Source organism: Pedobacter nyackensis, assembly GCF_900176505.1.
Taxonomy (GTDB): Bacteria; Bacteroidota; Bacteroidia; order Sphingobacteriales; family Sphingobacteriaceae; genus Pedobacter; species Pedobacter nyackensis.
The window spans coordinates 418,828-445,818 of sequence record NZ_FWYB01000001.1 but is presented as its reverse complement, the minus strand read 5'-3'; the positions used below and the strand labels follow the sequence as shown (position 1 = coordinate 445,818).

The window sequence follows — 26,991 nt, the reverse complement described above, 5'->3', positions numbered from 1 at the left end:
AGTCTCTCCCGTAAAGGTTATCGTTTATCCCACCAAACTTTAGAAAGAAAGGAATCACCATTACTTAGGCGCCCAACAGCAGTATTGTAATTACTCGTATTCAACTGCGACTCGCGGGTGGAGTAAATTGCCCGGCGTGGGATCTTCCCACTGGTAGAACCAAGGTTACTGCCTGGTGTTAAGGCAGGCAATCCGTTTCTTCTCCATTCTGCAAAGGCCTCATAATTTCTGCCAAATAGATGGATCCACTTTTGGGTCATGATCCTGTCCAGCTTCTGATCATCGGTAAGTCCGGCAAAGGACAACACAGCGCTATCGTATGCTGGAGGAACCGTATTAATATTATATGGAGGCAATTGAAGCGCCGCAGCTACCCCAGCTTTAAAAAAGCCTTCAGCTGCGGTAGTTTGTGCGCCCCAACCTAGCAATGCGGCTTCGGCTTTGAAAAAGCAGACTTCCGAATAGGTTAGCGAATAAACTGGAATAGGCGCAAAACTCTGACTAAACCATGTACTCAAAGAAGCAGTCGAATAGTTATTTCTGATCACCTGACCCAATTGTGCATCGTTTAATGCTACGCCTAAACCTACATAATCTGGCTGTCCGGCAGTTACACTGCTCACGGTTGCCTGTGCCAGCAATGGCAGGCGTGGATCGTTATAGGCTTTCAGCTTACTCACCAAAGCAGACGCAAGATACCTCAGATCAGAACTTCCGGTAAGGAACTGGCGCAGCATAGGATTGGTATTAACCGGTTGCACATTATTAAACGTTGGTACTGCAGCATTGTCGGCGTTGGAACTGAATAGCAAAGCTGGTTTGGCCATCGCTGCTTCTACTGTAGTTCTGGCCAACGTAGGGTTGGCATAACGCAACCTTAAACCTAGTCTCAGTTTTAAGGAATTGGCATATTTTCGCCAGGAGTTAATAGCCGTTGCACCTTTATAAAAGAAATCGGCTGTGCCATAACTTTCGTCTGCATCGTTCAGGTTGTTCATGGCAGCATCCAGATCGGCGATCAGCGAAGTGTAGATACTTTCCTGGGTGTCAAATGCTGGCGTAACATTAATGGACGTTGCATTCTTGGATACCTGGGCGTAAGGAACATCACCAAAAAGATCGGTTAGACGCTGCCAGATACTGATTTCATAGATCTGGGCAATGGCCAGCTTGGTCCTTCCTGATGGATCATTCTCTTTTCCGGTCAACTCCACGCGAATTTGTCGCAGATCACGGATCAATCCGTAGTGCTGCTCCCAGATAACATCTTCCGAAGATTCTATATACCTGGACACGGGCACTACTGCCCCACCGGCCCAATGCTGAACCCATGAACCAAATTTATTGTTGGGCAATTCTCCTCCCTCAGCAAAGACACCGTCTTTCAACACTCTGGAGAAAACCAGGGCGGGATCGATGGCCGTGATAGAAGTAGGAGGTGTATTTAACTTTTCAAAATCCTTGGTACAAGCGCTTAAACCAACGGCGATGGATAAACTATAAAGGCTTATTTTGATGATATTTTTCGTTTTCATAATTTCTTTGCTAATGGTCAGGTTAAAATCCAATACTCAGGTTAAATCCAATGTTTCTAAGCATAGGTAAAGAGGTAGACTCGATACCGATGGAAGAGTTGGAAGTATTAAAGGATGCAGACTCCGGTGAGAACCCATCTGTTTTGCGTTGAAAATAAAACAGATTCCGTCCGTACACACCAACAGTTGCATTCCGGATTTTACTCGTAGGTAAATATTTGACCGGAATCTGGTAACGCATGCTCAATTCACGCATTGCGATATAACTGCCATCGTTTAGCATTTCTTCCGACACCATTACTTCTTTATCACTGGCTACCACATTCCAATAGTCTTGTGCTTTTACTGTTTTAGTATTGGCTACTCCGGTACCACTCCAGCTGCCATCTGGATTTTTTTGGGCAACCACGCCTTTTGCAAGGTAAGAACCATCCCTACCCGCTACCGTTTTATTGCTCGTTCCGTAAATGATCTCCTCCCGGTTACTTTGAGAGAAAATCATCCCGCCCTGACGGATATCTATCAAAGCATTTAAAGTTATCCCTTTATAAGTAAACGAGTTGAAAAAACCTCCCAACCAGTCCGGCTGTGCATTCCCAATAGTTTCCTGCACCCTGCTGGTGGTAGTTAAAGGCAAGCCGGTATTTGGATCAATCAAACGGTTTCCGTTCTCATCTTTTAACCAGGCAAATTGGGTTCCGATCAGTTGTCCGAAAGGTTTACCCACTTCGGCCACTACATTGATACCTCTGTCTGATCCCAACAAAAATGTTTCAACACCAGGGTGTAGCGACAATACTTTGTTTTCGTTTTTATTGAAGTTGAAAGTTGTTTTCCAGGTAAAGCCTGATGCCGTTTTAATTGGCGTAGCGTTTAGCGATACCTCTATACCTCGGTTACGGATCTCTCCGGCATTGATCCGCATCACCGTAAACAAACTGGATGGAGATATGGGAACATCCAGAATCTGATCTTTAGTAGAGGCCTGGTAAACGGTAAAGCCCAAACCCACACGGCCCGACCATAATTCGAGATCAGAACCAAATTCTATAGATGTTGTGAGCTCATTGGTTAGGTTTTTGTCTGGAATAATAGAAGTAAACGAGCCTAGCGGCACACCACCATGCGTAAACTGATCTAAGCTATAAGTACCGGTTAACTGGTAAGGATTGCCTGAACTGCCCGCTTGTGCCCATGAGCCCCTCAGTTTGAGGTAACGGATCACGTTGCTTTTAAAGTTAAGTGCTTCAGAAGCGATAAAGCTGGCACTAACAGAAGGATAGAAAAATGAATTATTCTCTTTTGACAGTGTAGAAGACCAGTCATTACGTGCAGAAAGGTCCAGGTACAGGTAGTCTTTATAGGAAACTTGTCCGGAACTGTATACTGAATTGATTTCCGACTCAGTTAAACCAAAAATATAGGAGTTGGTTAAGGTATTATTGATCACATACAAGTTCGGTACCACAAATTGGCTCCCCGAGTTACCAGTTTGGCGTAGATAACGGCTCAAATGACTCGCGCCTACGTTTAGGGTAAAGCCTAGTCCATTCTCCAGCTTAAAGTTGCTATTTAACAAGGCATCATAATTGTCTTCCCTAACCCTGATAACAGTTTCGCTCATGTCACCCTTACGGTTCAAACTCTGGTAGGTATTTACTGCGCGATAACGCAGGCGCTGATCGGTATAAAAGTCTGTTCCTCCTGTAGCGGTCAGTTTTAACCAGGGCATAAAGTCATAAGACAACCTCAATAAACCAATAACACGATCTCTGCGGTCGGTATTCCTGGTTTCATTGATGGTCCAGTAAGGATTGGCCGTAGAACTATTCGTAGCATAGGTTTTTTCCAGCCCCGCGAAAACATTGGTATACCCCAATTGTTTAGCTACATCATTGGCCGTCCATTTGTATTGGGACATGATGTCCATAGGGATGCTCCTGGGCTGACTGATCAACAGGTAAGCAGGGTTATCTGAAGCATCGGACAAGGTAGGTCTGTTGGTCCCGTCCTGCATGATGTAATTCAGCTTAGCATCCAGATTAAATTTATCAGTGATTTTAGCTTGTGTACGCAGGTTAAAATTGTTTCTGTTAATTACATTGGTCGGCACGTAACCATCAATATAGGTATTGGCGTAAGATAACCTATAGTTGACCTTTTCATTGCCCCCCTCCACACTTATGTTATTGACATATTGTTTTTCAGTCTGAAAAAATGCCGAATAGGTGTCCGGTTGCGGCGTAAGGGTAAGCAGGTTTCCCCATTGATCTTCATAACTTTGTCCTTCCATTTTAGGCCCCCAACTGGAACGGGTTAAACGGTCCCGACCTGCGCTCATTTTGGGCGTTCCTGTGATGCCCCCCGCGATAGCCTGAGCCATGGTAATGATGCTACCATCGGTTCTTCTCAAATGTGTGAAGTTTCCGTTCAGCCCCTGTGCATATTCATTCTGAAAGTCGGGCGCAACCAGCGCATTGCCTAATGAAAAATCGCTGTTGAACTGAATATTCATTCCTTTTCCAGATGTTCCGGATTTAGTAGTGATTAAAATAACACCATTACTTCCACGCTGTCCGTATAAAGCTGCAGCATTTGGCCCTTTCAATACCGAAATGCTCTGGATATCGTCGGGATTGATATTAGAAATTCCATCACCGTAATCGGTACCACCAGTACTAGAGGCCGCCCCTACATTTTGGTTATCAATTGGAACACCATCTACCACATACAAGGGCTGGCTATTTCCAATCAGGGAATTGTTTCCCCTGATGATTACTTTGGATGACCCTCCAGCCCCTGAAGAGGCCCGGCTTACCTGTACACCTGAAACTTTTCCGGATAAGGCATTGGCCACATTGGCTTCTGCGCCCTGCGTAAGTTCGTTTCCCTTTAATTCAGCAATAGTATAGCCCAGCGCCTTTTTGTTACGCTTGATGCCAAGTGCAGTAACCACCACTTCGCCTAAAGCAGCGGCATCTTCATCCAATACCACAGCGATGGATAATTTATCAGTCAGACTGATAGTATACCCATCAATCACTTTTGATTTATAACCAACTGAAGTAAAAGTGATGATATAATCCTTACCGGCAGGTATGCCGCCGATAGAGAACATTCCCTGTGCATTGGTACTAGTGCCGGCTCTGAAATTGGTAGCCTTGTTTTCTATTCTCACAGAAACCCCCGGCAATAAAACACCTGTAGCATCTTTTACAATTCCTGTTGCTGTTGCACCCGTTTGTGCAAAGGCGGTACTATTACATAGAAGCAAAAAACAACAGCACAGTATAATGCTGTAATAAATAGGCCTGGTTTTTAATAAAAGTTGGTCCATAGTTTAGTTGGTTAGGTGAATTAATTGGTTGATTGTTTTTTTGATTGTGGTTTAAGGATATAGGTGCTATCCCTTCTCTCTACATTTAAGTGGTTCAATAGTGCAATTTCATTTATCACGTTTTCTACAGTTTCATCGTTTCGTTTAAAAGATCCGGTAAAATACATGCCTTTAAAACGGACTTTTTCAAACTGGATGTCCGCAGAAAAGTTGCTTTCTAAAACATTGAAAATTTTATCCAGGGATTGGTTCCGGAAGGAAATTTCGGTAGCGGTAAGCTCAGTTTGACCGTTTTGTTCAATAACCTCAGACTTAAGCACTGGCTGATCGCCGTTTTTGATCAGGGCCAGACTAAAGTTTGTTTTATTGATCAGCAATTTATTTCCGGGAAGCAGATAGGTTTTTTTCATGCCATTGGCATGGACACTACTATCAGCGCTGACTACAACCTTACCACTATGCAACAATACGCTGACGTTATCGTCGTCCTCTTCTGAAGAAATCGTAAAGTCTGTACCTAGCGCGGTAGTCACCGTCCCCCCTGCGTAGACATTAAAGGGACGTGTTTTATCTTCGGCTACTTTAAACCTTGCGGCTCCTTTGAGTTTAAAATCTCTATTTTGTTTACTGAGTTGTTCCAGGTAACGAATTTCTCCCCCTGGTTTTAAATAGATAACTGAGCCATCGGCAATGTCTAACTTCATCTCTTCTTTGCCAAAATTGATTTTAACCAGCGTATAAGTGGTAGCAGCTGTCTCTTTCTCATGATCTGGCGTTTTATAGGTACCGATTCCCATCCACCAACCTAAGCCTAATACCATTAGCAAAGAGGCTGCAATTGAAAGACTCCAGATTAAAACTGGCCTACGCTCTTTAATTCCCGCTTGCGCGGTGATAGCCTGTAACAATTCCTCTTTTTTGGAAGCAGAAGGGAAAGACAGTTCCTCCATATGATCCCATAGCCCATGCGGAAGCAACTCATCCAGCTTTTCGGGATGCGCTTCTAAATATTTGGCAACAGCCAGGGCTTCTTCCTCAGTGCATAGGTTCTTAAAGAACCGACTGATCAATATATTATCTATCGTCATTTGTTAATAATACGTTTAAGAATGGGCTATCCCCTAATGCGATTTTATTTTTTAAGCAGAATGTTTAATACAGAGCCAGAAAGGCCATCAACAGCATAAAACGACGCAGATATTTTAATGCAAGACCTATGTGGTTCTCGACAGTTTTTGGAGAAATGCCCAGTTTTTCGGCAATCTCCTGATGAGAAAGATGTTCAACCCGGCTCATGAGAAACACCTGCTTCCTGACTGAAGGCATGCTTTCTATGGCAATATTGACCAATTGCAAGGTTTCCTTGTCCTCAAAATTATCCTCGGTAAAATTTTTGAGTTTCTTTTGCTGTAGCTCATTCAGATAACGCCGCGCAGATGCTGCCCTTCTCAGTTCATCAATAAAAATAGTTCTCGACATCCTAAAGAGCTGAACATTCAAACTATGTTCCAGAGAAAGGTTTGCTCTTTTGTCCCATAAACGAACAAAAACCTGCTGTACCACCTCATCGGCAATCTCCTCAGAGTTGCATTGCCGGAATATGAAGGTGTAGATTTTTTCGCTCCATGAGTAGTATGCCTGCTCAAAGGACTTTACGCTGCCATTTTTAATAGAAAGGACTTCGTTCATTAAATTGAAATAAATAAGCGAACACGGCTTAATTTGCAACTTATTCTTTCAACAACGAAATTTGTTTACAATTTATTCCCATGATAAACAATATTCCACAAACGTCAACGAGTTTTAGCAGCAAGTATTCTCCCAATTGGTTAGTCATTACAATTTCGGTAGTGGCTACAAATGCATTATAGGAATGTTGGCAGAGCGGTTAATGTGGAGGGATAATACAAAGTTTAATGCCAGTAACACCATCGCAATCAACCAGATCTCACTGAAGCTTATTGATTCGAAATTACTGAACGCTAACAATCAAGCAGGAATTGATAGTAAAAAGGGAGTGGCCTCCCTTTTTACCGGCTACTGAAGTAACCGGGATTTTTGTTTGTCCGTCAACTTATTTCAGGAAAACTCAATTATACCCGTCATTCTGACTCAGCTTAGGGTTCCTTGTCCGCTCCTCTCCGGGGATCGGCCATAAATAATGACGTTTATCAAAAGTTCCCAAGGCGGGGTTTATACCGCCAAACTTATTGGCCGTCCAATATTTCACCATCTCATCGGCAAATACATCCCACCTGATCTGATCCATGTACATGTGTCCCCATTCAAAGGCAAGCTCCCTGTATCGTTCTTCTCTTAAAAACTTACGCATCTTTATCTGGTCGGAAATGATCGTTTCTCCTCTCACCGTCTGTAATGTTTGCAACGTTGGCATCATCACGCTTGGACGCTGCCTTACCTTATTGATGTAAACTGCCGCATCCGTACCCCTGTTCAATTCAATCAATGTTTCTGCATACAGCAGCAGCACATCCGCATAACGAATCAAGACCATGTTACCCGGACTATCGCCGGCTGTAAGATCTAGCTTTCCTATAATGTATTTCACTGTGTTATGGCCATTATCTCCAGAATATTCCTGCAGATATTTCACACCTGTCTGTCCGGCTCTCGACTGAAATTCAGCAATATAGGGTGTATTTTCATACCATACCGTCCATGCCAACCTGGGATCACGATTAACATAAGGCGCTGTTGGGTTAAACGCCGGATCGGCCGATTGGTAATTAAACTTAAAACGGTAGGCACTTCCTGTAGCCGTACGACTCACAAAAGTGCTGCTTACCGGGTAACCGGCTGTGGTTTCAAAAAGATCGGTATAGGTTTCGGTTGGTGTCACATAACCAAAACCCGCCGTAGAAATCTGTGAAAGCGTATTTGGAGCAGCAAAACGCACATAGGAATTTCCTTCTTTCACTCCCCCATGATATTGTATTTCAAATATGGATTCTTTGCCATTCTCAGTAGCAGGCCAGAAAAGATCCAGGAATTTAGGCTCCAGATCATAATCTTTGTCTACATTGATCACCTCATTCAATTTAGCCTCAGCCTCCGGCCATTTCTTCTCATATACATAAATCTTCCCCAGCAATGATTTGGCTGCTCCCCTGCTGGCACGGCCCAGTAAAGGTTTGGTATTGCGGTATTCCGTTACTGAGGGTAAAAGCACTTCGGCTGCTTTAAGATCGGTGATCAAACGGGCAACTACTTCAGCTTTGGCATTGCGCGGAACAAGTACCTCATCATATTTCTGCTCTTTCAGTACCAGGGGCACATCACCATAAAGGTAAGTCAGGTAAAAATAAGCCAGCGAACGCAAAAATAGGGCTTCTCCCTTTAAGCGATCGTGTGCCTTAGCGGTCATTGTCACCCCTTCGGCATCAATACGGTCCAGCACAACATTTGCTCTAAAAACCACCTTATACCAGGCCGACCAGAAAGTCTGGGCCATGATCCAGCCCGAATTGACACCAAAAATGCCATTGTCGTACTGGCCAAAACGGTTCTCCCCAAAGCCTGCAAAAGGTGTAGCTACATCGGTCATAGGAAAAAAGCTCAGTTCCCTGTCGGCCTGCATCGCATCATAAATACCATTCACGGCATTGGTAAAATCGGCTTCAGTTTTATAGAAAGTACTTGCCGAAAGACTATTTTTTGGATAGGAGTCCAGGAAACCTTTTTTGCAGCCCTGCTGGGTCATTGCCATAAAAAGAACAACCAGTACTATTGTATATTTTAACTTGTTCATGTCTTTAACGATTAAATGATTAAAAAACCAGACGGGCACCTACAGTGATTGATTTTGCTACCGGGTAGGCATCTACCCCTCCCCGCGAATAAGCCTCAACACCCGTTGGTTCTGAGGGTTTCATTTCGGGGTCGTAGCCAATAAAATCTGTCCAGGTAATTAAATTAGTAGCATTCAAATACAACCGCAGCGATTCAATTTTTAAGGGGGCCATTAGCTTTTTAGGGAACGTATAACCCAGCTGCAGGTTTTTTACCCTTAAGTATGAAGCATCCTGAACCAGGAAACTACTCCAGATCATGTCTCCTTTCACCGCACCTGCTGCTGGCGTGGTACCACTTACCACATTGCCAGCACCGTCAAGGATTGCTCTGTTGTCCCAGTAATACTTGTCTATATTATTGTTCTCTCCCTCACCGTTTCCACCAAAAACAGATTCAACCAGCATGTCTTTGTCCTTTTCTCCCTGTAGTAATACCGACAAGTCTATCCCTTTCCAGCCAAACTCAAAGTTAAATCCGTAAACATACTTCGGAATGTTGCTTCCAATAACCATTTTATCAGCTTCCGTAATCAGTCCATCCCCGGTACGGTCTTTAAACCTAACCATACCCGGACGATCGCCTGTTACATGAGGATTTGAGGCTACCTCTGCTATAGTTTTCCAGATGCCGTCGGCTTCGTAACCCCAGTATGAATACAAAGGCAAGCCAACATCAGACTTTAAGGGGCCACTTAAGAGTGGTTTAACACCTCCCAGATCAACCAGTTTGTTCGTATTGTGTGACAGGTTAAAAGAGCCGCTGTAAGTAAAATTGCCGGCTTTGTCCTGGTATCTTAGCATCATTTCCCAGCCCTTGTTTTGCACTTCACCAATATTCACTACCGGCCCCGATGTAAATCCTGCAGTAAAAGGAATTGTAGCATCCAGCAGCATATCTGTAGTACGTTTATCGTAAATATCGGCTTCAAAAGTCAGTCGATCTTTAAATAAACCGATTTCTATCCCCAGGTCGGTAGACGTTGTGGTTTCCCATTTTACCTTTTCATTGGCCATCTGGTTGGTATAATAGGCGGGCTGACGGCTTTGCGGATTACCAAATATCGCACCTCCCCGCACATCTATCGTACTGATCCAGGAATAGGCCGGAATATTTGCGTTTCCAAGCTGGCCCCAGCTGCCCCGGATCTTTAAATTACTGATGACCTTCAGGTTCTTCATAAATGATTCTTCAGAGATTCTCCATCCGGCAGAAAAAGATGGGAAAACCCCATATTGCCTCCCCGGAGCAAATACAGACGAACCATCACGGCGTACATTGGCCTGAAAAAGATACCTGCTGTTGTATGAATAATTTATCCTTGCAAACTGGGAGATCAGAGAATAAGGGCTTACAAAACCACCATTTATCGCTCCCAATGTATTTCCGGCATCCAATGCCCTGAGATCTTCGTTGGGAAAGTCCGTTTTTGATGCGTCAAACTGGTAACCATCTCCTTTTTCGGCCGAAAAGCCCAATAAGGCATTAATACTATGCTTACCAAAAACCTTATCGTAGGTCAGCAAGTTCTGTATCTCCCATACATAACTTTCCCTTGATAAATTGCGAAGGGTAGCCGTGGCACCTTGCGCAAGCGGGGTAAGGTGTTCCAGATCTGTGGGCGAGTAAATGGCCCATTTACCAGTCCACTCTTCAGTAAAATTATTGGTCACCGATCCGTTAAGCGCCAGTTTATACTTCAAACCGGGTAGAATATCAGCCTCAGCAAACAGGTTCCCGAAGGTGCGGTTGGTACGCGAATAGTTATCCAGCATATCGTTGGCTATAGAAGGCGTTTTCCAGGTCGTATTGGTAATGAAAGCCTCTCCCGGGAAACCCGGGCGGGGAGCGCCGGGAAATCCGTCAGGGTTATAAGCCGGAATAGTTGGCGGCGCAGCTGTAATCCCATTCAACGCTGCTGGCTGTGATGAAGAAAAAGGAGTTATAGTAGTAGCATATCCCGAGCGGATATAGCTTAGGTTTGCACCTGCGCGAATGTGTTTGCTCAGCTCCTGCTGAAAATTGATCCGAACATTGGCCCTTTTAAAATCTGTACCGATGATGGTTCCTTTCTGGTCAATATAACCCAATCCTATCGCATATTTTGTTTTATCATTACCTCCATTTACGCCAATGTGATAATCCTGGATAGGCGCAGTGTTGAATACATAATCCGACCAGTCTGTCCATTGCGTAATCGTTTCAGGCGCCTGGTTGCCCACCCAGAACGGTGATTTCCCATTGTATATCCTCGCTTCGTTCTGGTGTCTGGCCCAATCGGGTCCGTTAAGGTAATTGGGCTGCTTGGTGAGCGACTGCCAGCCATATTCGGATTTAAACTCTACATTGGTTTTCCCCGCCTTACCACGTTTTGTAGTTACCAGCAAGACACCGTTTGCAGCCCTTGAACCATAGATAGCCGCCGCAGAAGCATCCTTTAACACAGTAATCGATTCCACATCATCTGCATCCAGATCGTTCGTACTGCCTACAAAACCGTCAACAAGGATAAGGGGACTGTTTCCAGACTTCACCGACCCAACTCCACGCACTTTAATATCGGCACCGGCACCCGGCTGACCAGAGGTCTGCGTAACCTGTACTCCGCTCATCCTTCCCTGAACAGCCTGTCCAAGATTAGTTGAAGTGGTCTTATTCAGATCGGCCGAGCTTACTGTACCCACAGCACCAGTGAGGTCTGTTCGCTTAATCGTGCCATAACCTACCACAACTACTTCCGAAAGATCTTCAGACTGCTCTTCCAACTGTACATTGATGGTTTGCCGGCCGTTGATGATCACCTCCCTGGTTTTAAATCCAACATAGGTAAACACCAGCACCCCCTCGGCTGAAGGCGCATTAATGCTGTATTTTCCATTGGTATCACTCGTGGTACCAACCTCGCTTCCTTTAAATTTTATACTTACACCCGGAACAGGCTGTCCATTAGCCGTTGTTACCTGCCCCTTAATTACAGCTTGCAGCTCCGCATTACTCGTTGTCGGTGTAACCGTTGGTACAACCGCCTTGCTTAAAATGATCCTGTCATTGATCACCTCATAGGCAATACCAATAGGCTTTAGCAGCTTATTCAGGATGTTCTCCAGCCGCTCATCATTCGCAACTACAGATACTTCCTGATCTGTTTGAATGATATCCCTGCTGTAAACAAATTTCACATTGGCAAACCTTTCAATTTGCCGTAGCGCTTGTCCTAAACTGGAATGGTCGATCTTACATTTTACAGGCCGGTTTAAAATGGCCTGTGCTTTAATATTCTCGGCATAAGACATACTCGTGAGGACTAAAGCTATGATCAGCTGACTCAGTGTGATCTTCATAATTGTACGCCAGTCAATGGATTTTAGTAAATAAAAATTCATAAATTTGATTGTTTCGTTGGTTAAAAATGAGACATATAAGAACCGTTCACCTATGCCCAACATAGGTGTTCAATTACGATTCTTTACGATCAGGGGTGTAGCAAGCACTCCTGATCTCTTTTAATAAATGATCTTCGCTGTTTTCCTGTTCATGTTATTGGTTTAAATTTGGTTATTGTGGTTGTTGCTTGTATAGGGTAATGTTTTTCCCATCAATGGTGTACCGGATGTTGAGGGACTTCTCCAGGATGAGTAATATCTCGGGCAGGCTCTGCCCGGTAAAATCGGCCTTCAGCACATAGGCGTTCAACCCAGTGTCGGCCACTTCTATATTTACGTCAAACGTTGTATTGAGCACCTTAGTAATCTGACTTAACGTAATGTGTTCAAAAACTACGCTCTCCTTTTTCCACATACTGATTGCCGATCCTTCAGCAATCTCCTTCTTGCTCAGCTTGTTTTCAATTCTGGCGTATACGGCCTTCTGGTTGGGCAGCAGCATCACTTCCTGCCCATTATGTTTATCCGGGCGCACCGACACCTTGCCCGTCAATACAGCTACCTCGGTAGCCTTGCTTTCCGCATCATAACTGATGCTGAAACTGGTGCCCCATACTTTTGTAATTACCTCTTCACCATAAATTATGAAAGGCCGCTTTTTATCTTTGGTAACCTCGAAAAAGGCATTGCCAGTTAACGACACCTTCCTGCTGTCGGGGCTAAACTTTTTACTGTAACTAATGGACGACGAAGGATTGAGCCAAACCACACTGCCATCAGATAAAACATGTTTATGGAGGCTGGAAGTTGTATTGTGAACCAGTATCTGATCGGAATGCTTTCCGGTGGCGGCTTTACGACCTGTTTGTTCTGAGATCACTCCAGGTCTGTAAAAAATAAGTCCGAGTACCACAATTAAAACGGCAGCAGCACTTGCCCATCTGTACAGCAGAACTTTATTACGACGTTTTTTATGCTGCACATTTACTACACCAATGTTTGCCCTAACCTGGTTAAGCATCCGTATTTTCAGCTCCGAATCCATCAGCGGAGCCGGCTCATCTTCAAACAATGCATACCAGGTTTGGACAGCCTCAGCTTCCTCAGCAGTACAGCTCCCGTCTATATATTTACGGATCAGATCAGGTGAAATGTCATTCTTCATCGCAGGTCTATTATATAAGGTTATAATAGTATGTGAGCCTGCTATGGCCCAGCCCCTACGTGAGTGTAAAAAAAAAATATTTAGCTGTATAAAAATAGGAGCAGCAGTAGTACAAGACTTAGTAGCAAACTGTTTAAACCCATTCGCAAACGTCTTAAAGCTTTTGTCAGCTGATTTTCCACCGTCTTTTCAGAAATGCCCAGTTCGGCAGCAATCTCTTTGTTGCTTTTGTATTCCCCACGGCTCAGTTTAAATACTGATTTACATTTTAGCGGCAACTGCTCTACGGCAGCATTGAGGTTCAATACAAGGTCATTCAGCAATACGGCCTCTTCAGTAGAATTGTCTCTACGGTTTAAATCCAGAGATTCTTTGTAGTTATTCCGCACGATTTGCTTCTGGATCTGGTTAAGCACCATATATCGCACCGAGGTAAAAAGATAAGCAGACAGGGCCGTATGAACCTCGACCTTTTTTCTATTTAACCAAAGGGAAGTAAAAAGATCCTGGACCAGCTCCTCTGCCACTTCTTTTGATTGCAGACGTTTGTATGCAGCCACATAAAGTTTGTCCCAGTAGCGGTTATAAATTTCCTCAAAAGCAGTCATATGCTCTTGTTTCAAGAGCTGCAACAAAATTTCGTCCTCAACTTTATTCAGATTCTGCATGACTATAACAGCAACCGGCACCCGCGCTTTCAGGACTGCCAATGTCACAAATATTTGGTTAAAGCCTAAATTAGATAAAGATTTAAGGATTTCAAAATGGGAGAGAACTAGATTCCACTAGTCTCTCCCGTAAAGTGTCCATTCTAAAATTACTTAAGCTTAAGGTTGTAACCCAATTGCACGTAGATTGGAATTGTCGGTGATGTTTTAAAATCTTCTGCAGAAGTTTTCCCTCCTTTTAAAAAGATATCGCTTTTACTAAATGAGTAACCAACCTGCATTCCATATTGGACATTACCACCCGTCGGTTCATACCAACCATCTTTAACTTCAGGAAAGTTACTTTTGTAAGCATCTTTATGTTTAAAATGAGTAGCAATAGCCTTATCAAAACCAAATTCTCCATTTACATACCATTTCGGGCCATAATAACCAATCATAATATTTGCAGTACTGCCCAGGTTTAAATGCCTCACCAAGGTATTCTCATAACGCCTAAGAACACCGTTAACATTTACGCTAACTGCGAAATTATTCATTTCAAGCAATTTTGCATGGACTCCGACTTTAGTTTTATAATCATCTAAAAGCTTATTGCCCGATGGTATTGAAAACTCTGCATTTAATACTACAGGTAATTTTGTCTTGAGGTGATAGCCGTAACCAATTCCGTAAATTATACCATAGTCAATTCCTAAATTTAGGTTCACTATGTGTCGGTCTTCGTCTTTTAATGTCTTCCAGTTTATACTTTGTGCCTGACAATAATTGCATAACGAATACAACAATACCGTTATAACGATGATAATTTTATGTTTCATTTGAATATTTTATTTGAAGAGCTTATTTTAAAGTGTTGAAGTAGTCGAGAATTGTTGGATGAGTGTTTTTCCAACCGGTCGGAAAAGAAAGCATATCATGTCCCGCTCCTTTTGTTTCAAACAACTGAACATTTGGAAATGCAGATGATACTTGTTTTGCATGGTCCAGACCATAGGGTTTGTTTCGCTCGCTGTAAATGAATAAGATCTTTGTGGTAAACTGTTTTAAATGGGGGGTCCAATCAGAATTTTCTTTTTTAAGAATGTTAAAGTACACATCCTGCAATACAAAACCAGGACGCCAGAAAGGCAAAAGGCCTTCATTGCCTACGTTATCATTTTCGTCACCAGTTGAAGCCAGTAATTTATACTTATAGTCTAAAATGGCATGTTCATCTTCTTTACCCGTCAGAAATTGATCCATATAGGTTGCATTATTTAATGCTTCGCCAGTAATGTCCATCTTACGGGAGCGTTTTACATATTCGTCTACGTCCTTCCACTTTAAACCACCAGGTTCTGCCAGTACTGCTCCATTTACGGCAGTTGGGTATTGGTTAATGTAGGCACCAGCCAGCATCGCGCCCCAAGAGTGTCCCAATAAGAAAATTTTCTGTGTTGGTGATTTTCTATAATGTGTAATTACACCATTCAGGTCATCAAAAGAGGTTTGTATACCTGTGTAATACGAACGTGGAAATCGTTGAGATAAACCTGTTCCACGCTGATCATAAAAAACTACAAAATATCCGTTGTCTGCAAATTCTTTACAGTTGAGCAGGTATCGATAATCTGATGCAGGCCCACCATGTAAAACGAAAATAATCGGATCGTTTGGATTTCCAAAAGTTTCGGCATGTAGTTTTGCTCCATTTATAACAATTGAAGGAAGACAGGAATTTTGATCAACTGTTTTTGGGACTAAGTTGCCAGGTTCATCAATTCTCATTTCCTTTTTACAAGAAAATACAAAAATTGAGAGTAAGAGGATGGATGAAAGTAATTTGTTTCGATACATTTTTTAAGTTTAAATAATGCTGCAAAAATGATCTAAACATCTTCCCCCATCGTCCCAACGGGTAAGGTGGTACTTATTTTAATTGTATTTTTTGTTCTTTTAAATACATTGTGGGGGTTTGCCCTGTTATGCTCTTGAAATTTCTGTTAAAAGAGGTTTTAGAATTGAAGCCCACTTCGTAAGCTAAAGCAAGAAAGGTAAATTTTCGATTTTCTGGCAAGACTGAGATCTCTATAAATTCAGCGATCCGTTGTTCATTGATATAATCGAAAAAGTTTTTGTTTTCAATAGCGTTAATTACCTGCGACAAAATATTAGCGTTAACATTTAATCTTTGCGCCAATTCATCTAAGTTTAGATCCGGATCCTTATATAACTTTTCACCTTGCATTAAAACTTCAAGATCATGATGGATTTTTAACAATAAAGTCTCATCGGCAGGAGATTTTTGGTATTTGATTTTTTCTGTGGCATTGGCAACGGCTGCCTCATCTATTTTCTCATTAATCGTCTGATTTGTGATATTTCTATTCGTAAAAACACCAACTTGCTTTACTCCAAAATACCCAAGGAACAGAATAAAAAGATCGATTATTGTAAAGGTTAAAATATCATTGGCAAAAAAAACAGATATCCAGGTTATGCCAATTCCCAGGATCAAATACCTTAACCAATTTAGATTTATCCTTTCCAAGTCAGAAAATTGATTAGCAATATATGCAGCGTATTTTCTCAGCAAAGACAATGATAAAATAACATACATCACCCCCGACAATAGTGTAGCCAGATATATCCACCTCATCACATTTTCAAATCCGGCACCGGAATTTATATAAACCCCAATTTTCTTATCATATGAAAGAATAAAGAACCTATACAATAGACCAGCTGCCATAATAAGTGGCACAAAATGAATTGCCCAATGCTCTCTTCTGTTATTTTGGCTGGTTAAAGATCTAGTGTATAAATACAAAAATGGTCCGTGGATTAACGGCAGGGGAATTTCAAAGCCAAGGAAATAAGGAAATTTAACATATTGACCAGTAAGGTGAATGTAGAATACAGAAAGATGAGCACCAATAAAGAACAACCAAACAGAAAGAATTACATCAGCTTGTGATTTTCCTTTTTTAGTAAAGAGGATGACAGATAGAAAAAGGGAAATGATGATTCCTATTAAATGCAGCATATCATGGTATGATTTATTTTAATCAGCTCTGCATTTTTTTAAACATGGTCTAGATGTACTACCTGTAAAGCTCTTGATCGCGAAACTACAAAAAATACGGGATGCAAAGTAAACTGTTTCAACACAGCAGGAAAATTGATTAAAACTTATATCTGGTGCCATTTCACCAAATATAAGTCCCTTGAAAAGGATAATATTCTCAGATTTTATTTGATTTTAGGAAATCCACCATCAACAAATATTTCTGTCCCGTGCATAAAAGATGCATCTTCTGATGCAAGAAAAGTAATTGCTTTCGCTACTTCAAAAGGTTGTCCGAAACGGGCAAGTGGAACTTGTGGCAATACGGCACCTGCAATACCTTGTATTTGTTCTGCTGTTAAATTAGAGCGGTCAAAGTAATTTGTTGCAATTGGCCCTGGACTAACTGCATTAATTCTAATTTTTTTAGCAGCTAGTTCTGATGCAAACGTTTTTACAAATGATTGAACTGCGGCTTTTGCTGCCGAATAAACTGAAGAATTTTGCATCCCAATTTCAGTTACAATGGAAGTATTTAAAATAATAGCACCGCCTTCTTTCATTAACGGTAAAATTTGTTGAACAGTAAATAATGTTCCTTTTACAATTACATTAAACTGTTCGTCAAAGTGATTTTCATCTATTTGTTCAATAGCAGCATACTTTCCAAAACCTGCATTTACATATAAGATATCAATTTGTGAGGAAACTAATTTTACTTTATCGCCTAATTCCAAAAGGTCTGCCATTTTCCCTGCATCAGAAACGATGCCTTTGGCTTTTTCTCCAAGTTCATTTATTGTTTCATCAATAGTGTTTTGAAATCGACCAGTAATAATTACTGATGCGCCATTTTCTATAAAATCAATAGCTGTGGCTTTACCTATTCCACTTGTTCCGCCTGTAATTAAGGCTACTTTGTTATTCAATTTTGTCATCATTTATCTTTTAAATTTATGATGCAAAACTGCAGCTGTTTCCTATTTTATAAAATCCGTTTCTTGCTAACTATTTACAAATGCAATTGCAATAGGTTGAAGTTCCTCTGTCGAGTAAGAAAAATGAGGCCATTCTTTATATAGCCAATTATACCTATTGAGCCGATTAAACAAAATAGGCGCGCGCCCCTGGTATCCATATACCGGAAGGGCAACTGGACTTACTATCTAATTTTTACCAAACTCACATTATTTTTTCTGGACGAGCTAACCGCGATAGCCATATTTGGGTCGCTTGTTAGCGTAAACCCTTCAAGTTCATCCTCCTTATCCGTATCAATCACTTTCAAGACAACTTCGTGACCACGTTCCAGAGATTTTTCCAGGTCAAGGAATGTTAATCTCCATTTCCGTCCCTCTATCTGATTTTGAATCAGCACCAAGACGCCTGTTTTTTCGATAAAGTGAAGATTTTGTACCCAAGGAGAACAAGTGAATTTTTTATATAAAACACCTTTTTCACTTGTTTTCAAAGCCTTAGATAATCTGATTGGGTCATACAAACGAACTTCATTACCTCTGTTACCATAGTCGGCGGTAGCCATATACCATTTATTCCCAAATTTTATATATTCAGGCCTTGTTCCCTGAATGCAGGCATCGTCCTCAATAGTTTGTAACAAGTTACCATCTAACGTTCTACTCTTTAAAAATCCATGCCAGTCGATTGAATAAATTATGGCTTTCCAACTGGTACCTTCCGCATTTTGACGAATAGAGTTTCCAATAAAGGTTGGTAGTCCCGGTCTATAAGCCAAACCAGTAGGGTGCTTAATGGTATTAATACCGTCCATGGTAAACTTATATTCCTTGTTCTGATAGATCAGTGAATCATTCTTAAACCGATACTCTCGCACAACGCCCACATCGCGATCGCCATATAAGAATATGCGCTCCTGCTGTCGAGAAATACCCTGACAAGCACCCAAAGAATCTACCGTAAATGATTTTACCACCCTCCCATTTACTTGATTTTGTGGTTTAACGAAAAGAAGTGTAGCAAATAACCCCGCTGTTAATAATAATGGTAAGCTTTTCATGCACTATTAAATTTCTACAAGATATAGAAGCACCATTAAGCCAGGATCAATAGCATATTAATCTCTCATGAAAGTTTTTAGGCTTTGAATGGATACAAGCTGGATGCATTAAAAAAACAGCCGCTCAGGCTTAACAATAAAGACACATCGTGTTAAAAATACACTTATACTTTTGGAGAAAGTTAATTTAAAAAAACACGGTTCAAAACATAAGCTTATGTAAATCCAATATCTCCACAAATCATTTCAAAAAATAATAAGTTATTCAAAACCATTACTAACAATTAAAAGATGACATCATTTTTTTTAACCGCAGGTGTTAAACGTACCTGCAGTAAGTTGCTTTTGCCAATAGGATTGCTGGTAATTTGCAATACCACATTAAAGGCAGAGCGCAGCAACAGCTATAGGTTGCCTATTGCAAACCAAAAAACAGCCATCAGTATAAGTGGAACTGTTAAAGACGAAAAACAGCTACCGATACCTGGCGTAAGTATATATGATAAGAGAACAAAAAAAACTACCGTGACTGACAGTAACGGTAAATATACAATTGCTGTAGATGGGGGAACAACTTTGGTCTTTTCGTTTATAGGCTATAATTCAGAAGAAGTTATCGTTACTGGCAGCCGTACTTTAAATGTTATTTTAAAAGAAAGCAACAACACCCTGGATGAGGTAGTAGCAATTGGTTATCAGAAAGTTAGAAAATCTGATCTAACCGGAGCCATTAGCAGCGTCAAGGCAGCTGAGTTAAACCTAAGTGCCCCAACAGTTGGACAGGCTCTCGTGGGCAAGGTTGCAGGTGTTCAGGTTTCTCAAACCGGTGGTGCCCCCTATTCAGGTACCAAAATAAGAGTAAGAGGAGTAGGTTCGATCAATGCAAGTTCTGACCCACTATATGTAATTGATGGCTATCCTGCAGGAAACAACATTTCTATAAATCCTGAGGATATCGAAACGATTGACATATTGAAGGATGCAGCCTCGGCAGCGATTTATGGTTCCAGAGCATCTGGTGGTGTTGTACTCATCACAACCAAACGCGGTAAGGAAGGTCAAAGCCATTTTGAGTATGATGTGCAGGGTGGTTTCTCTCAGCTGGCTAAAAAAGTGAAATTGCTTGATGCCAATCAGTTCATTCAGCTCATGATCGATGGAAGGAATAATGCTTATAAGGATTTATGGGTTAACTCAGGTAAAACCTGGAACGATGCTATGTTTGGCGATAATAATGCCACTCGTATTGCAAACGTTGGCAATGGAGCTAGTGTAAGTATTCCAACAGATATTTACAACCTTAGCACGCAGCAAGCTATTCCAGCCACATATAATACCGATTGGCAGGATGAGCTTTATAAAAATGCAACTTTTCAACGCCATAACCTCTCCTTTTCAGGCGGAAGTCAGGACATTAAATATTTCCTAAGTGGTGGTTATCAGGATAACGACGGTATTGTGACTAATACAGGTCAGAAAGTGCTCAACTTTAGGGGTAACATTGATGGTCAGGTAACTAAACGTTTACGTGTGGGTGGTAATTTCGCCTATACGCAGAACACCAATCGGGAAGTGCAGGAAGGTCGTTATAATTTAAGTCCAATGATGTCGGCACTTATCTATATTCCCTTTCTCCCAGCCAGAGATGCTAACGGAAATCCCATTCAATTCGGGATGGGTGAGCGCTCATCTGCTTTCGGCGTACAAAATCCAGAGAACCCTTTATCAACAGTAGAACAGATGAAAATCACCAGAAAAGGCGACAGAAGTTACTACAACGCCAATGCGACGTATAAAGTTTTAGAAGGTTTATCTTTCAAAGCGAATCTGGGTACACAGACCTACAACGAAAAGTACGACTATTATTTACCTACAAGCTTGAGTAACGGTAATAACCCACCCTTCTCTACGGCATCACTAAAGGCAGCAACTGCTATCGCTCAGACTTTGAGCCAGGTTGATCAGCTGGCCGAATTCACCTTGAATTATAACAAGACTTTTGGTAAGCACAGCCTGGATGTTCTTGGAGGATATTCTGCACAAAAGACAACAAGTGATCTGATTCGTGTATCTGCAACAGGTTTCCAAAACGATTATATAGGTGAGATTACTGATAAGGGTGCTGATGCTGGATTTTTCACACTGGATAATTCCAAAACGGGTAAATCAGTAAATACGCTCCTTTCCTATTTTGGTCGTTTTAGTTACAACTATGCGGGCAAATATTTTTTAACAGGTTCATTCCGTCGTGATGGTTCATCAAGATTCGGTCCTTTGAATAAATATGGAAATTTCCCTTCGGTGGCCGCTGGTTGGAATTTATCTGACGAAAGCTTTTACAACAACTTATTAGGTGAACAATCCAGAGTCAAAATAAGAGCGAGTTGGGGATTGAGCGGAAACAATAACATTCCAGATTACAGAACTGCTCAGGAACTAAGTGCTCCGGGAGGCGTTGTTTTTGGCAATGCCATTTCTACTGCTATCTGGCCTAATGCCATACAAGATCAGCGCTTGGGCTGGGAATCAACCTCTCAATACAACTTCGGAACAGATATCAGCTTATTCAAAAACCGGTTATTCGTAATCGCCAATTATTATTTAAGTTATTCTTATAATCTTTTGTTTAATCAGCCAATCTCTGCTATTTCAGGCACATCATCAATCTTAACCAATCTTGCAGATAGCAAGGTGCATAACAAAGGGTTTGATATTCAGGTCGATGGAAGAATTATTCAGCATAAAAATTTCACGCTTGGTTTAAGTGGTAATATAGCCGTTAACCGTAATGAGGTGTTGGATATGGGTGGCGCAAGTACGATTTATACTGCTGGTGCAGAACGCTCATACATTACACACATTACGCAAGAAGGCCAGCCAATTGGAATGTTTTACGGTTTCAAGGTATTGGGTAGAGTGACAGCAGATAATCTGAGTAAAGTTGCTCCTTCATCTGCATCAACTAATCCATTAAAGGTTGGTGATTTATATTTTCAGGATACAGACGGAAATGGAATTGTTAACGATGCAGATAAAACTGTAATTGGCACACCTTATCCAAAGTTCACCTATGGCTTTGCATTAAACACTTCCTACAAAACGCTTGATTTTAGAGCTTCATTCAATGGTTCGTATGGTAACGAGGTTTTAGATGGACAGGATTATTACCTGTATAATATGGAAGGTTCGGGCAATCAGTATGCCGATGTAGCAAATCGTTACCGTAATGAGGCTAATCCCGGTTCAGGATTGGTTTATCGTGCATCAAGAGCAGGTACCCAGAGCAATAGCACACGTCTTTCGAGTTTCTATATTCAAGACGGTTCATACTTCAGGTGTACCAATATCACACTAGGGTATAGCTTTCCAAAAACATTGGCTAATGCGATGAAGGTAAGCAATATCCGAATTTTTGCAAGCGTGGATAATGCCTTCACAATTACCGATTATAAGGGGTACAATCCCGAGGTAGATTACAGTGCCGGAAACAACCTGGCGCCGGGCGTAGATTATGGAAACTATCCATTGGCCAGAGCATACAATTTAGGTCTTAAACTTACTTTTTAGAATTAAAGAAATGAAAAAAAATATTTATAACGTATTTGCATTAGGCATTGTTTTGAGCTTAGGTGCATGTAAGAAAGATTTTTTGAATCAGCGCAATCCTAATGCGGTTGCTGTGGAGAATTATTTCAATACGGAAAATGATGTTTTGCTTGCTGTTAATGGTGCATACCAATCCTTAAGAAGCAGTAACACAGTAGGTGAAAATAGTGGTCTGTTTACCGATGAGCGTTCCGATGACGCTGGTCGAAACGACAATCAAAGTAATGCGGGTGAACCATTCCAGTTTAATGATTTTTCCTTACTACCCAGTAATTCTTATTTAAAAAGTCACTGGCTGGCATTATATCAATCTATCACCAGATGCAATGTTATTCTTGCAAATATTGATAAGGTAACATTTACCATTGCAGCCAATAAGGCAAACTATACTGCGGAAGCTAAATTTATCAGGGCCCTGATGTATTTCGAACTGGTTAGAAAATGGGGTGCTGTACCTATGGTAACTAAGCCCTTAAATACACCTGATGAAGTGTCTAAAAACACATTTCGCGTTCCTGAAGCAGAAGTCTATAATCAGATCGTCGCTGATTTAAAGGATGGTTTGAATAGTACCTTACCGAATCTTCAAGCAGCTTCCGGAATTGGCCGAACCTCTAAAGCTGCCATAAATGCTTATCTGGGCAAGGCTTACTTAACAATGGCTTCTACACTTCCAAATAATAAGCAAGAAAACCTGGCCAATGCCAATACTTATCTGTTAGCAGCATATAACATGAAGACTTTTGGCGAATTATCTGAAATACCTTATCCTGATGTTTTTGACGTTGCAAAAAAGACAACAAACAAAGAGTCAATATTCGTTATTGCAAATAAGCAGGGCGATATTACTTATAGCTCAAGTATTGCCGCGAATAATCAGGCAAAAGGCGAGACTATCAACTCACTAAAAGTATCGACTGGCAGTGGCGCTAATGTTAAACTGGATTTGATCAACGAATATGAAGTCGCCGATTTAAGAAAAGACTACTCCGTAAAGTATGCAAACGACCCGATTGTTAAAGATTGGTTCATCACCAAGTTTCGTGATGCAAGTGCCAATGCAACAAATAATGGCTATGGAGGAAATGATTGGATTTTAATGCGTTACGCAGATGTCATCTTAATGTTGGCAGAAGTAAACATGTTACAAGGAAATAATGCAACTGCTATCCAGTATTTAGATAAGGTTAGAACCCGCGCAGCAATGCCGGCATATGCTGTTTCTACATTAAATCCAGACTATGCTACAAAATTCCCAACGTTAAAACTTGCCATTTTGCATGAACGTCGTGTTGAATTTGCCTTTGAACACCAAAGATGGTTTGATTTAATTAGGAATTTTACGGAAGCAGAGTTGGTCACTTATCTAAAAGCAAAACCACAAGCATCTTATGGAATTGCTAAATTAACCAATGTAACTTTAAAAGACAGGTATTATCCAATTCCCTTTGATGAGGTTAAATTAGATCCTGTAAAGATGTATCAGAATCCAGGCTATAATTAACGGAACGTTTTTATACTAACTAAAGAGATGGCGACTATAATTAAAGTCGCCATCTCTTTAGTTAGTATAATTGCTTTAGAGAACCTTATTTTGGATGAAGAAGATGGATTAAAGCTTGATGTCAATTACTTTAATTGCTGATGCAGCTCCTATGTTGATTGGAAGGGCCTGCCCCATAATTGATAGCACATTGTCCGCAGTCCATCTTTTTACGTCAAGTTGAACCTCATTAAAATAATGCTCTTTTGATTCATAAACACTTGTCCAGTCTGCCCAGTTATTTTTTGATTTTGCTTTAACAATTACCAAGGGTGCTCCCTGATTTATAAAGTCAAAATTGCCTTTACGAATGAAAATTAAGTATAGATTATTGTTTTTATCCGCTAATAATTTTGGCCTGTTTCCTATAAAAGGTATTTGTTGTGCTATCCAGTTATCTCCCGTTTTATAATAATGAAAATATAGGGCATCATCCATTTTGGACCATCCAGGTAGTCCTTCTTTTTTTCTATGTGACATCACGATATGAGGAGTTAAATTATGATCTATTACTTGAGATTGCTGATTGATCATACCCCAGCCACGGTCTAATCTTCTTACAAGAATGTTAGGTGTTTGAGTATCTATACTTTCTGTTGTTGCAGCTGATGTTGGTGCGGTAATCCTTACATTTTTTTGATCAAGCCAGGAATCTCCATTGTCAGTACTATAGGCATAACAAATATCGCGGTTACCTACTGATGCTACAATTTCTCGCCATGTCCATGAAATGTGTAAACGTCCAACCCGATCAAAGCAAATATTGTTTAAGTATGCATTGCGGGCTTTACTTGCACCAGCCTGTGGATCTACATATATCCCTTTTCCAGATATAAAAGTGCGTGAGTTATACCATTTGCTTTTACTGCCATCGTAACTTACAAGTATGCAATCGCCATTTCCACTATATCCATTCCTAAATACAAAGAGCAAATTTCCCTGCGGGGTACTTATAAACGCAGGATACGAAATTGCCAAAATAGGCTTACCCTTTTCCAGATAATTGATCACAGGAGTAAATAATGTGGATTCCCATTGCACTTTTTCTGGATGCCCCAGTATTCCTGTTTTGGAAACGCGATAATTTAATCCTCCACCATGCTGGTCAAATGATAAATGGATCGTACCATCCTTTTCACAAAGGCCTATACTAATTGTGTTGTGGGCATCATTCTGTTGGCTTTTATTTTTAGAAAAGCGATAATCTGTTAATCTAACTATTTCCCACTTCGATGATGGTAATTTTCTCCTACCCACGCAAACATGTCTCTCGGCATCATAATAAGTAATATACTGCCAGCCATTAGCACTTGTTAGCGCATCTTGCTGGAAACTTTGTCCGTTGATGATATTTCCATAGGTGCCATTTGCTAAACTTAAACCACTAGAATCAATAATAGATATTGATGACTTAAGTTTATTTTTAAGCTTGCCCTGACTATACGATTGTTTTACCAAACACATACATAGGATAAAAAATAGGCACAACAATTTATGTAAAAATGACTTTTTCATTTTAGGATATTAAGAATTAAAATTATTAAAGGTTTAAATATCTTTTCATTGCTTCTACATAATAGTAGTCAGCATAAGTTAATGGCACATCCACTTCTGAATTATGGGGCAAACTACCTACACTATGCTTTAAAAGGAATCCCCCATTTTGTCCGTTTGCACTTTTATATTGATGGGTTGAAAACTGAAGGATGATTTTTTCGGCAACGGTTAGGTATTTTGTGGCCAAACCAGCTTTGTTAAATTTAGCTAACTCGATTAATGCAGAGGCAATAATTGCTGCTGCTGAGGCATCGCGATAAGTCTGTGGATTTTTAGGTACATCAAAATCCCAATACGGAATCTGATCGGCTGGTAAATTAGGGTTAGTGATAATGAAGTTAGCGATGTGATTTGCAAAATCGAGGTATTTTTTATTTTTTGTCTCGGTATACATCATGGTAAAACCATATAAGCCCCATGCTTGACCTCTTGCCCATGCTGATTCGTTACCAAAGCCTTGATCTGTACGCTTTAGCAATGGTTTACCTGTCTCGGTATTATATTCAAGCACGTGATAGGAACTATAATCCGATCTAAAATGATTGCTCATGGTTGTATTTGCATGCTTAATAGCAATTTTATAATATGTCGAGTCTCCTGAAAGTTTAGTTGCATTAAATAAAAGCTCTAAATTCATCATATTGTCTATGATTACTAAAAAGTCTCCGGGTTTTTTATTATTCCATGATCGTATACAGCCCACTTTAGGGTCGAATCGACTTGCCAGTGATTGAGCACTGGTAATTAATATATTTTGATATGATTTATTTGGGAATAGTTGATTTGCGATTCCAAAACTATTATTAATCATAAACCCCAGATCATGTGTCCCCTTGTTGTATTGTTCTTTCTCCAAAAGGATCAGATTTCTCAATCCCTCTGTTTTCAAAACAGAGTCCCTTGTTAGTTCAAAAAGGTAAAATAACGTTCCCGGGTAAAACCCACTACACCACCAATCAGAATTGCTGGTAATAAGTCTCCCATTCTCAAAAGTTCGTGGCAATTTATTTTTAGGGATGGTGTTCTTCAAAAATTTATATTGAGTAGTAGCATCTTCAATATTTCTATTTATTGCGCTCAACACCTTTTTTTTGGGGATATAATTTAGTTTCTGCGAAAAGCAGAACTGCGATAAAGATAAAAGTACAATTAATGCAAGTGTGGCTTTAAAGAATGAGGTGATCGGTTGATATATCATTTTTTTGGAATTAGGGTGGTTAACATTAGGACTGAAAGAGAAAACATTTGGGTGAACGGTTGAGGAAATTAAAAAATTGACATCCGGACTTAACCCTTTAAC

The 26,991-nt window shown here is 40.8% G+C and carries 17 protein-coding genes; 2 read left to right on the top strand and 15 right to left on the bottom strand.

Features of this window, described 5'->3' with window-relative positions; genetic code table 11:
- Positions 1–17: 17 nt before the first annotated feature.
- From B9A18_RS01840 to B9A18_RS01780, 13 genes are all read right to left on the bottom strand, one after another.
- Complete coding sequence (locus tag B9A18_RS01840; RefSeq protein ID WP_084287424.1) at positions 18–1,535, bottom strand: SusD/RagB family nutrient-binding outer membrane lipoprotein; 1,518 nt, start codon at positions 1,533–1,535, stop codon at positions 18–20.
- Between the two features lie 22 nt (positions 1,536–1,557).
- A complete protein-coding gene (locus tag B9A18_RS01835; protein ID WP_084286959.1) occupies positions 1,558–4,872 on the bottom strand; it encodes a SusC/RagA family TonB-linked outer membrane protein in 3,315 nt (1,104 codons plus the stop codon).
- Between the two features lie 20 nt (positions 4,873–4,892).
- Positions 4,893–5,960 (bottom strand): FecR family protein, encoded by a 1,068-nt coding sequence (locus B9A18_RS01830; protein ID WP_084286958.1) that lies wholly within the window; start codon positions 5,958–5,960, stop codon positions 4,893–4,895.
- A gap of 64 nt (positions 5,961–6,024) precedes the next feature.
- On the bottom strand, positions 6,025–6,561 hold the full coding sequence (locus tag B9A18_RS01825) for an RNA polymerase sigma-70 factor (RefSeq protein WP_084286957.1): 537 nt from the start codon (positions 6,559–6,561) through the stop codon (positions 6,025–6,027).
- A 400-nt stretch (positions 6,562–6,961) separates the two neighbouring features.
- Positions 6,962–8,641: a RagB/SusD family nutrient uptake outer membrane protein gene (locus B9A18_RS01820; protein ID WP_084286956.1), complete on the bottom strand. Its 1,680-nt coding sequence runs from the start codon at positions 8,639–8,641 to the stop codon at positions 6,962–6,964.
- A gap of 19 nt (positions 8,642–8,660) precedes the next feature.
- A complete protein-coding gene (locus tag B9A18_RS01815) occupies positions 8,661–12,065 on the bottom strand; it encodes a TonB-dependent receptor (RefSeq protein WP_159452580.1) in 3,405 nt (1,134 codons plus the stop codon).
- A gap of 172 nt (positions 12,066–12,237) precedes the next feature.
- Positions 12,238–13,230, bottom strand: a complete 993-nt coding sequence (locus B9A18_RS01810; protein ID WP_084286954.1) for a FecR family protein — start codon at positions 13,228–13,230, stop codon at positions 12,238–12,240.
- A gap of 80 nt (positions 13,231–13,310) precedes the next feature.
- Positions 13,311–13,946 (bottom strand): RNA polymerase sigma-70 factor, encoded by a 636-nt coding sequence (locus B9A18_RS01805; protein ID WP_144009367.1) that lies wholly within the window; start codon positions 13,944–13,946, stop codon positions 13,311–13,313.
- A gap of 101 nt (positions 13,947–14,047) precedes the next feature.
- Positions 14,048–14,719: a hypothetical protein gene (locus tag B9A18_RS01800; RefSeq protein ID WP_084286952.1), complete on the bottom strand. Its 672-nt coding sequence runs from the start codon at positions 14,717–14,719 to the stop codon at positions 14,048–14,050.
- Between the two features lie 22 nt (positions 14,720–14,741).
- Complete coding sequence (locus tag B9A18_RS01795) at positions 14,742–15,737, bottom strand: alpha/beta fold hydrolase (RefSeq protein ID WP_084286951.1); 996 nt, start codon at positions 15,735–15,737, stop codon at positions 14,742–14,744.
- 73 nt (positions 15,738–15,810) lie between these two features.
- On the bottom strand, positions 15,811–16,926 hold the full coding sequence (locus tag B9A18_RS01790; RefSeq protein WP_084286950.1) for a helix-turn-helix domain-containing protein: 1,116 nt from the start codon (positions 16,924–16,926) through the stop codon (positions 15,811–15,813).
- Between the two features lie 206 nt (positions 16,927–17,132).
- Positions 17,133–17,888, bottom strand: coding sequence for an SDR family oxidoreductase (locus B9A18_RS01785; RefSeq protein WP_200816291.1), 756 nt, complete (start codon positions 17,886–17,888; stop codon positions 17,133–17,135).
- Positions 17,889–18,109: 221 nt separating this feature from the next.
- Positions 18,110–18,985: a hypothetical protein gene (locus B9A18_RS01780; protein ID WP_084286948.1), complete on the bottom strand. Its 876-nt coding sequence runs from the start codon at positions 18,983–18,985 to the stop codon at positions 18,110–18,112.
- A 291-nt stretch (positions 18,986–19,276) separates the two neighbouring features.
- Between B9A18_RS01780 and B9A18_RS01775 the strand changes: the two genes are divergently transcribed.
- Together B9A18_RS01775 and B9A18_RS01770 are read left to right on the top strand one after the other, a co-directional pair.
- Positions 19,277–22,552 (top strand): SusC/RagA family TonB-linked outer membrane protein, encoded by a 3,276-nt coding sequence (locus B9A18_RS01775; protein ID WP_084286947.1) that lies wholly within the window; start codon positions 19,277–19,279, stop codon positions 22,550–22,552.
- A gap of 10 nt (positions 22,553–22,562) precedes the next feature.
- Positions 22,563–24,095 carry a RagB/SusD family nutrient uptake outer membrane protein gene (locus tag B9A18_RS01770; RefSeq protein ID WP_084286946.1) on the top strand — a complete coding sequence of 511 codons (1,533 nt, stop codon included), beginning with the start codon at positions 22,563–22,565 and terminating at the stop codon, positions 24,093–24,095.
- Between the two features lie 108 nt (positions 24,096–24,203).
- Here the strand turns inward: B9A18_RS01770 and B9A18_RS01765 are convergent, their stop codons facing one another.
- Both B9A18_RS01765 and B9A18_RS01760 read right to left on the bottom strand, forming a co-directional pair.
- Positions 24,204–25,598, bottom strand: a complete 1,395-nt coding sequence (locus B9A18_RS01765; protein WP_159452579.1) for a BNR repeat-containing protein — start codon at positions 25,596–25,598, stop codon at positions 24,204–24,206.
- Positions 25,599–25,674: 76 nt separating this feature from the next.
- Positions 25,675–26,889: a glycoside hydrolase family 88 protein gene (locus B9A18_RS01760; protein ID WP_084286944.1), complete on the bottom strand. Its 1,215-nt coding sequence runs from the start codon at positions 26,887–26,889 to the stop codon at positions 25,675–25,677.
- Positions 26,890–26,991 lie beyond the last annotated feature (102 nt).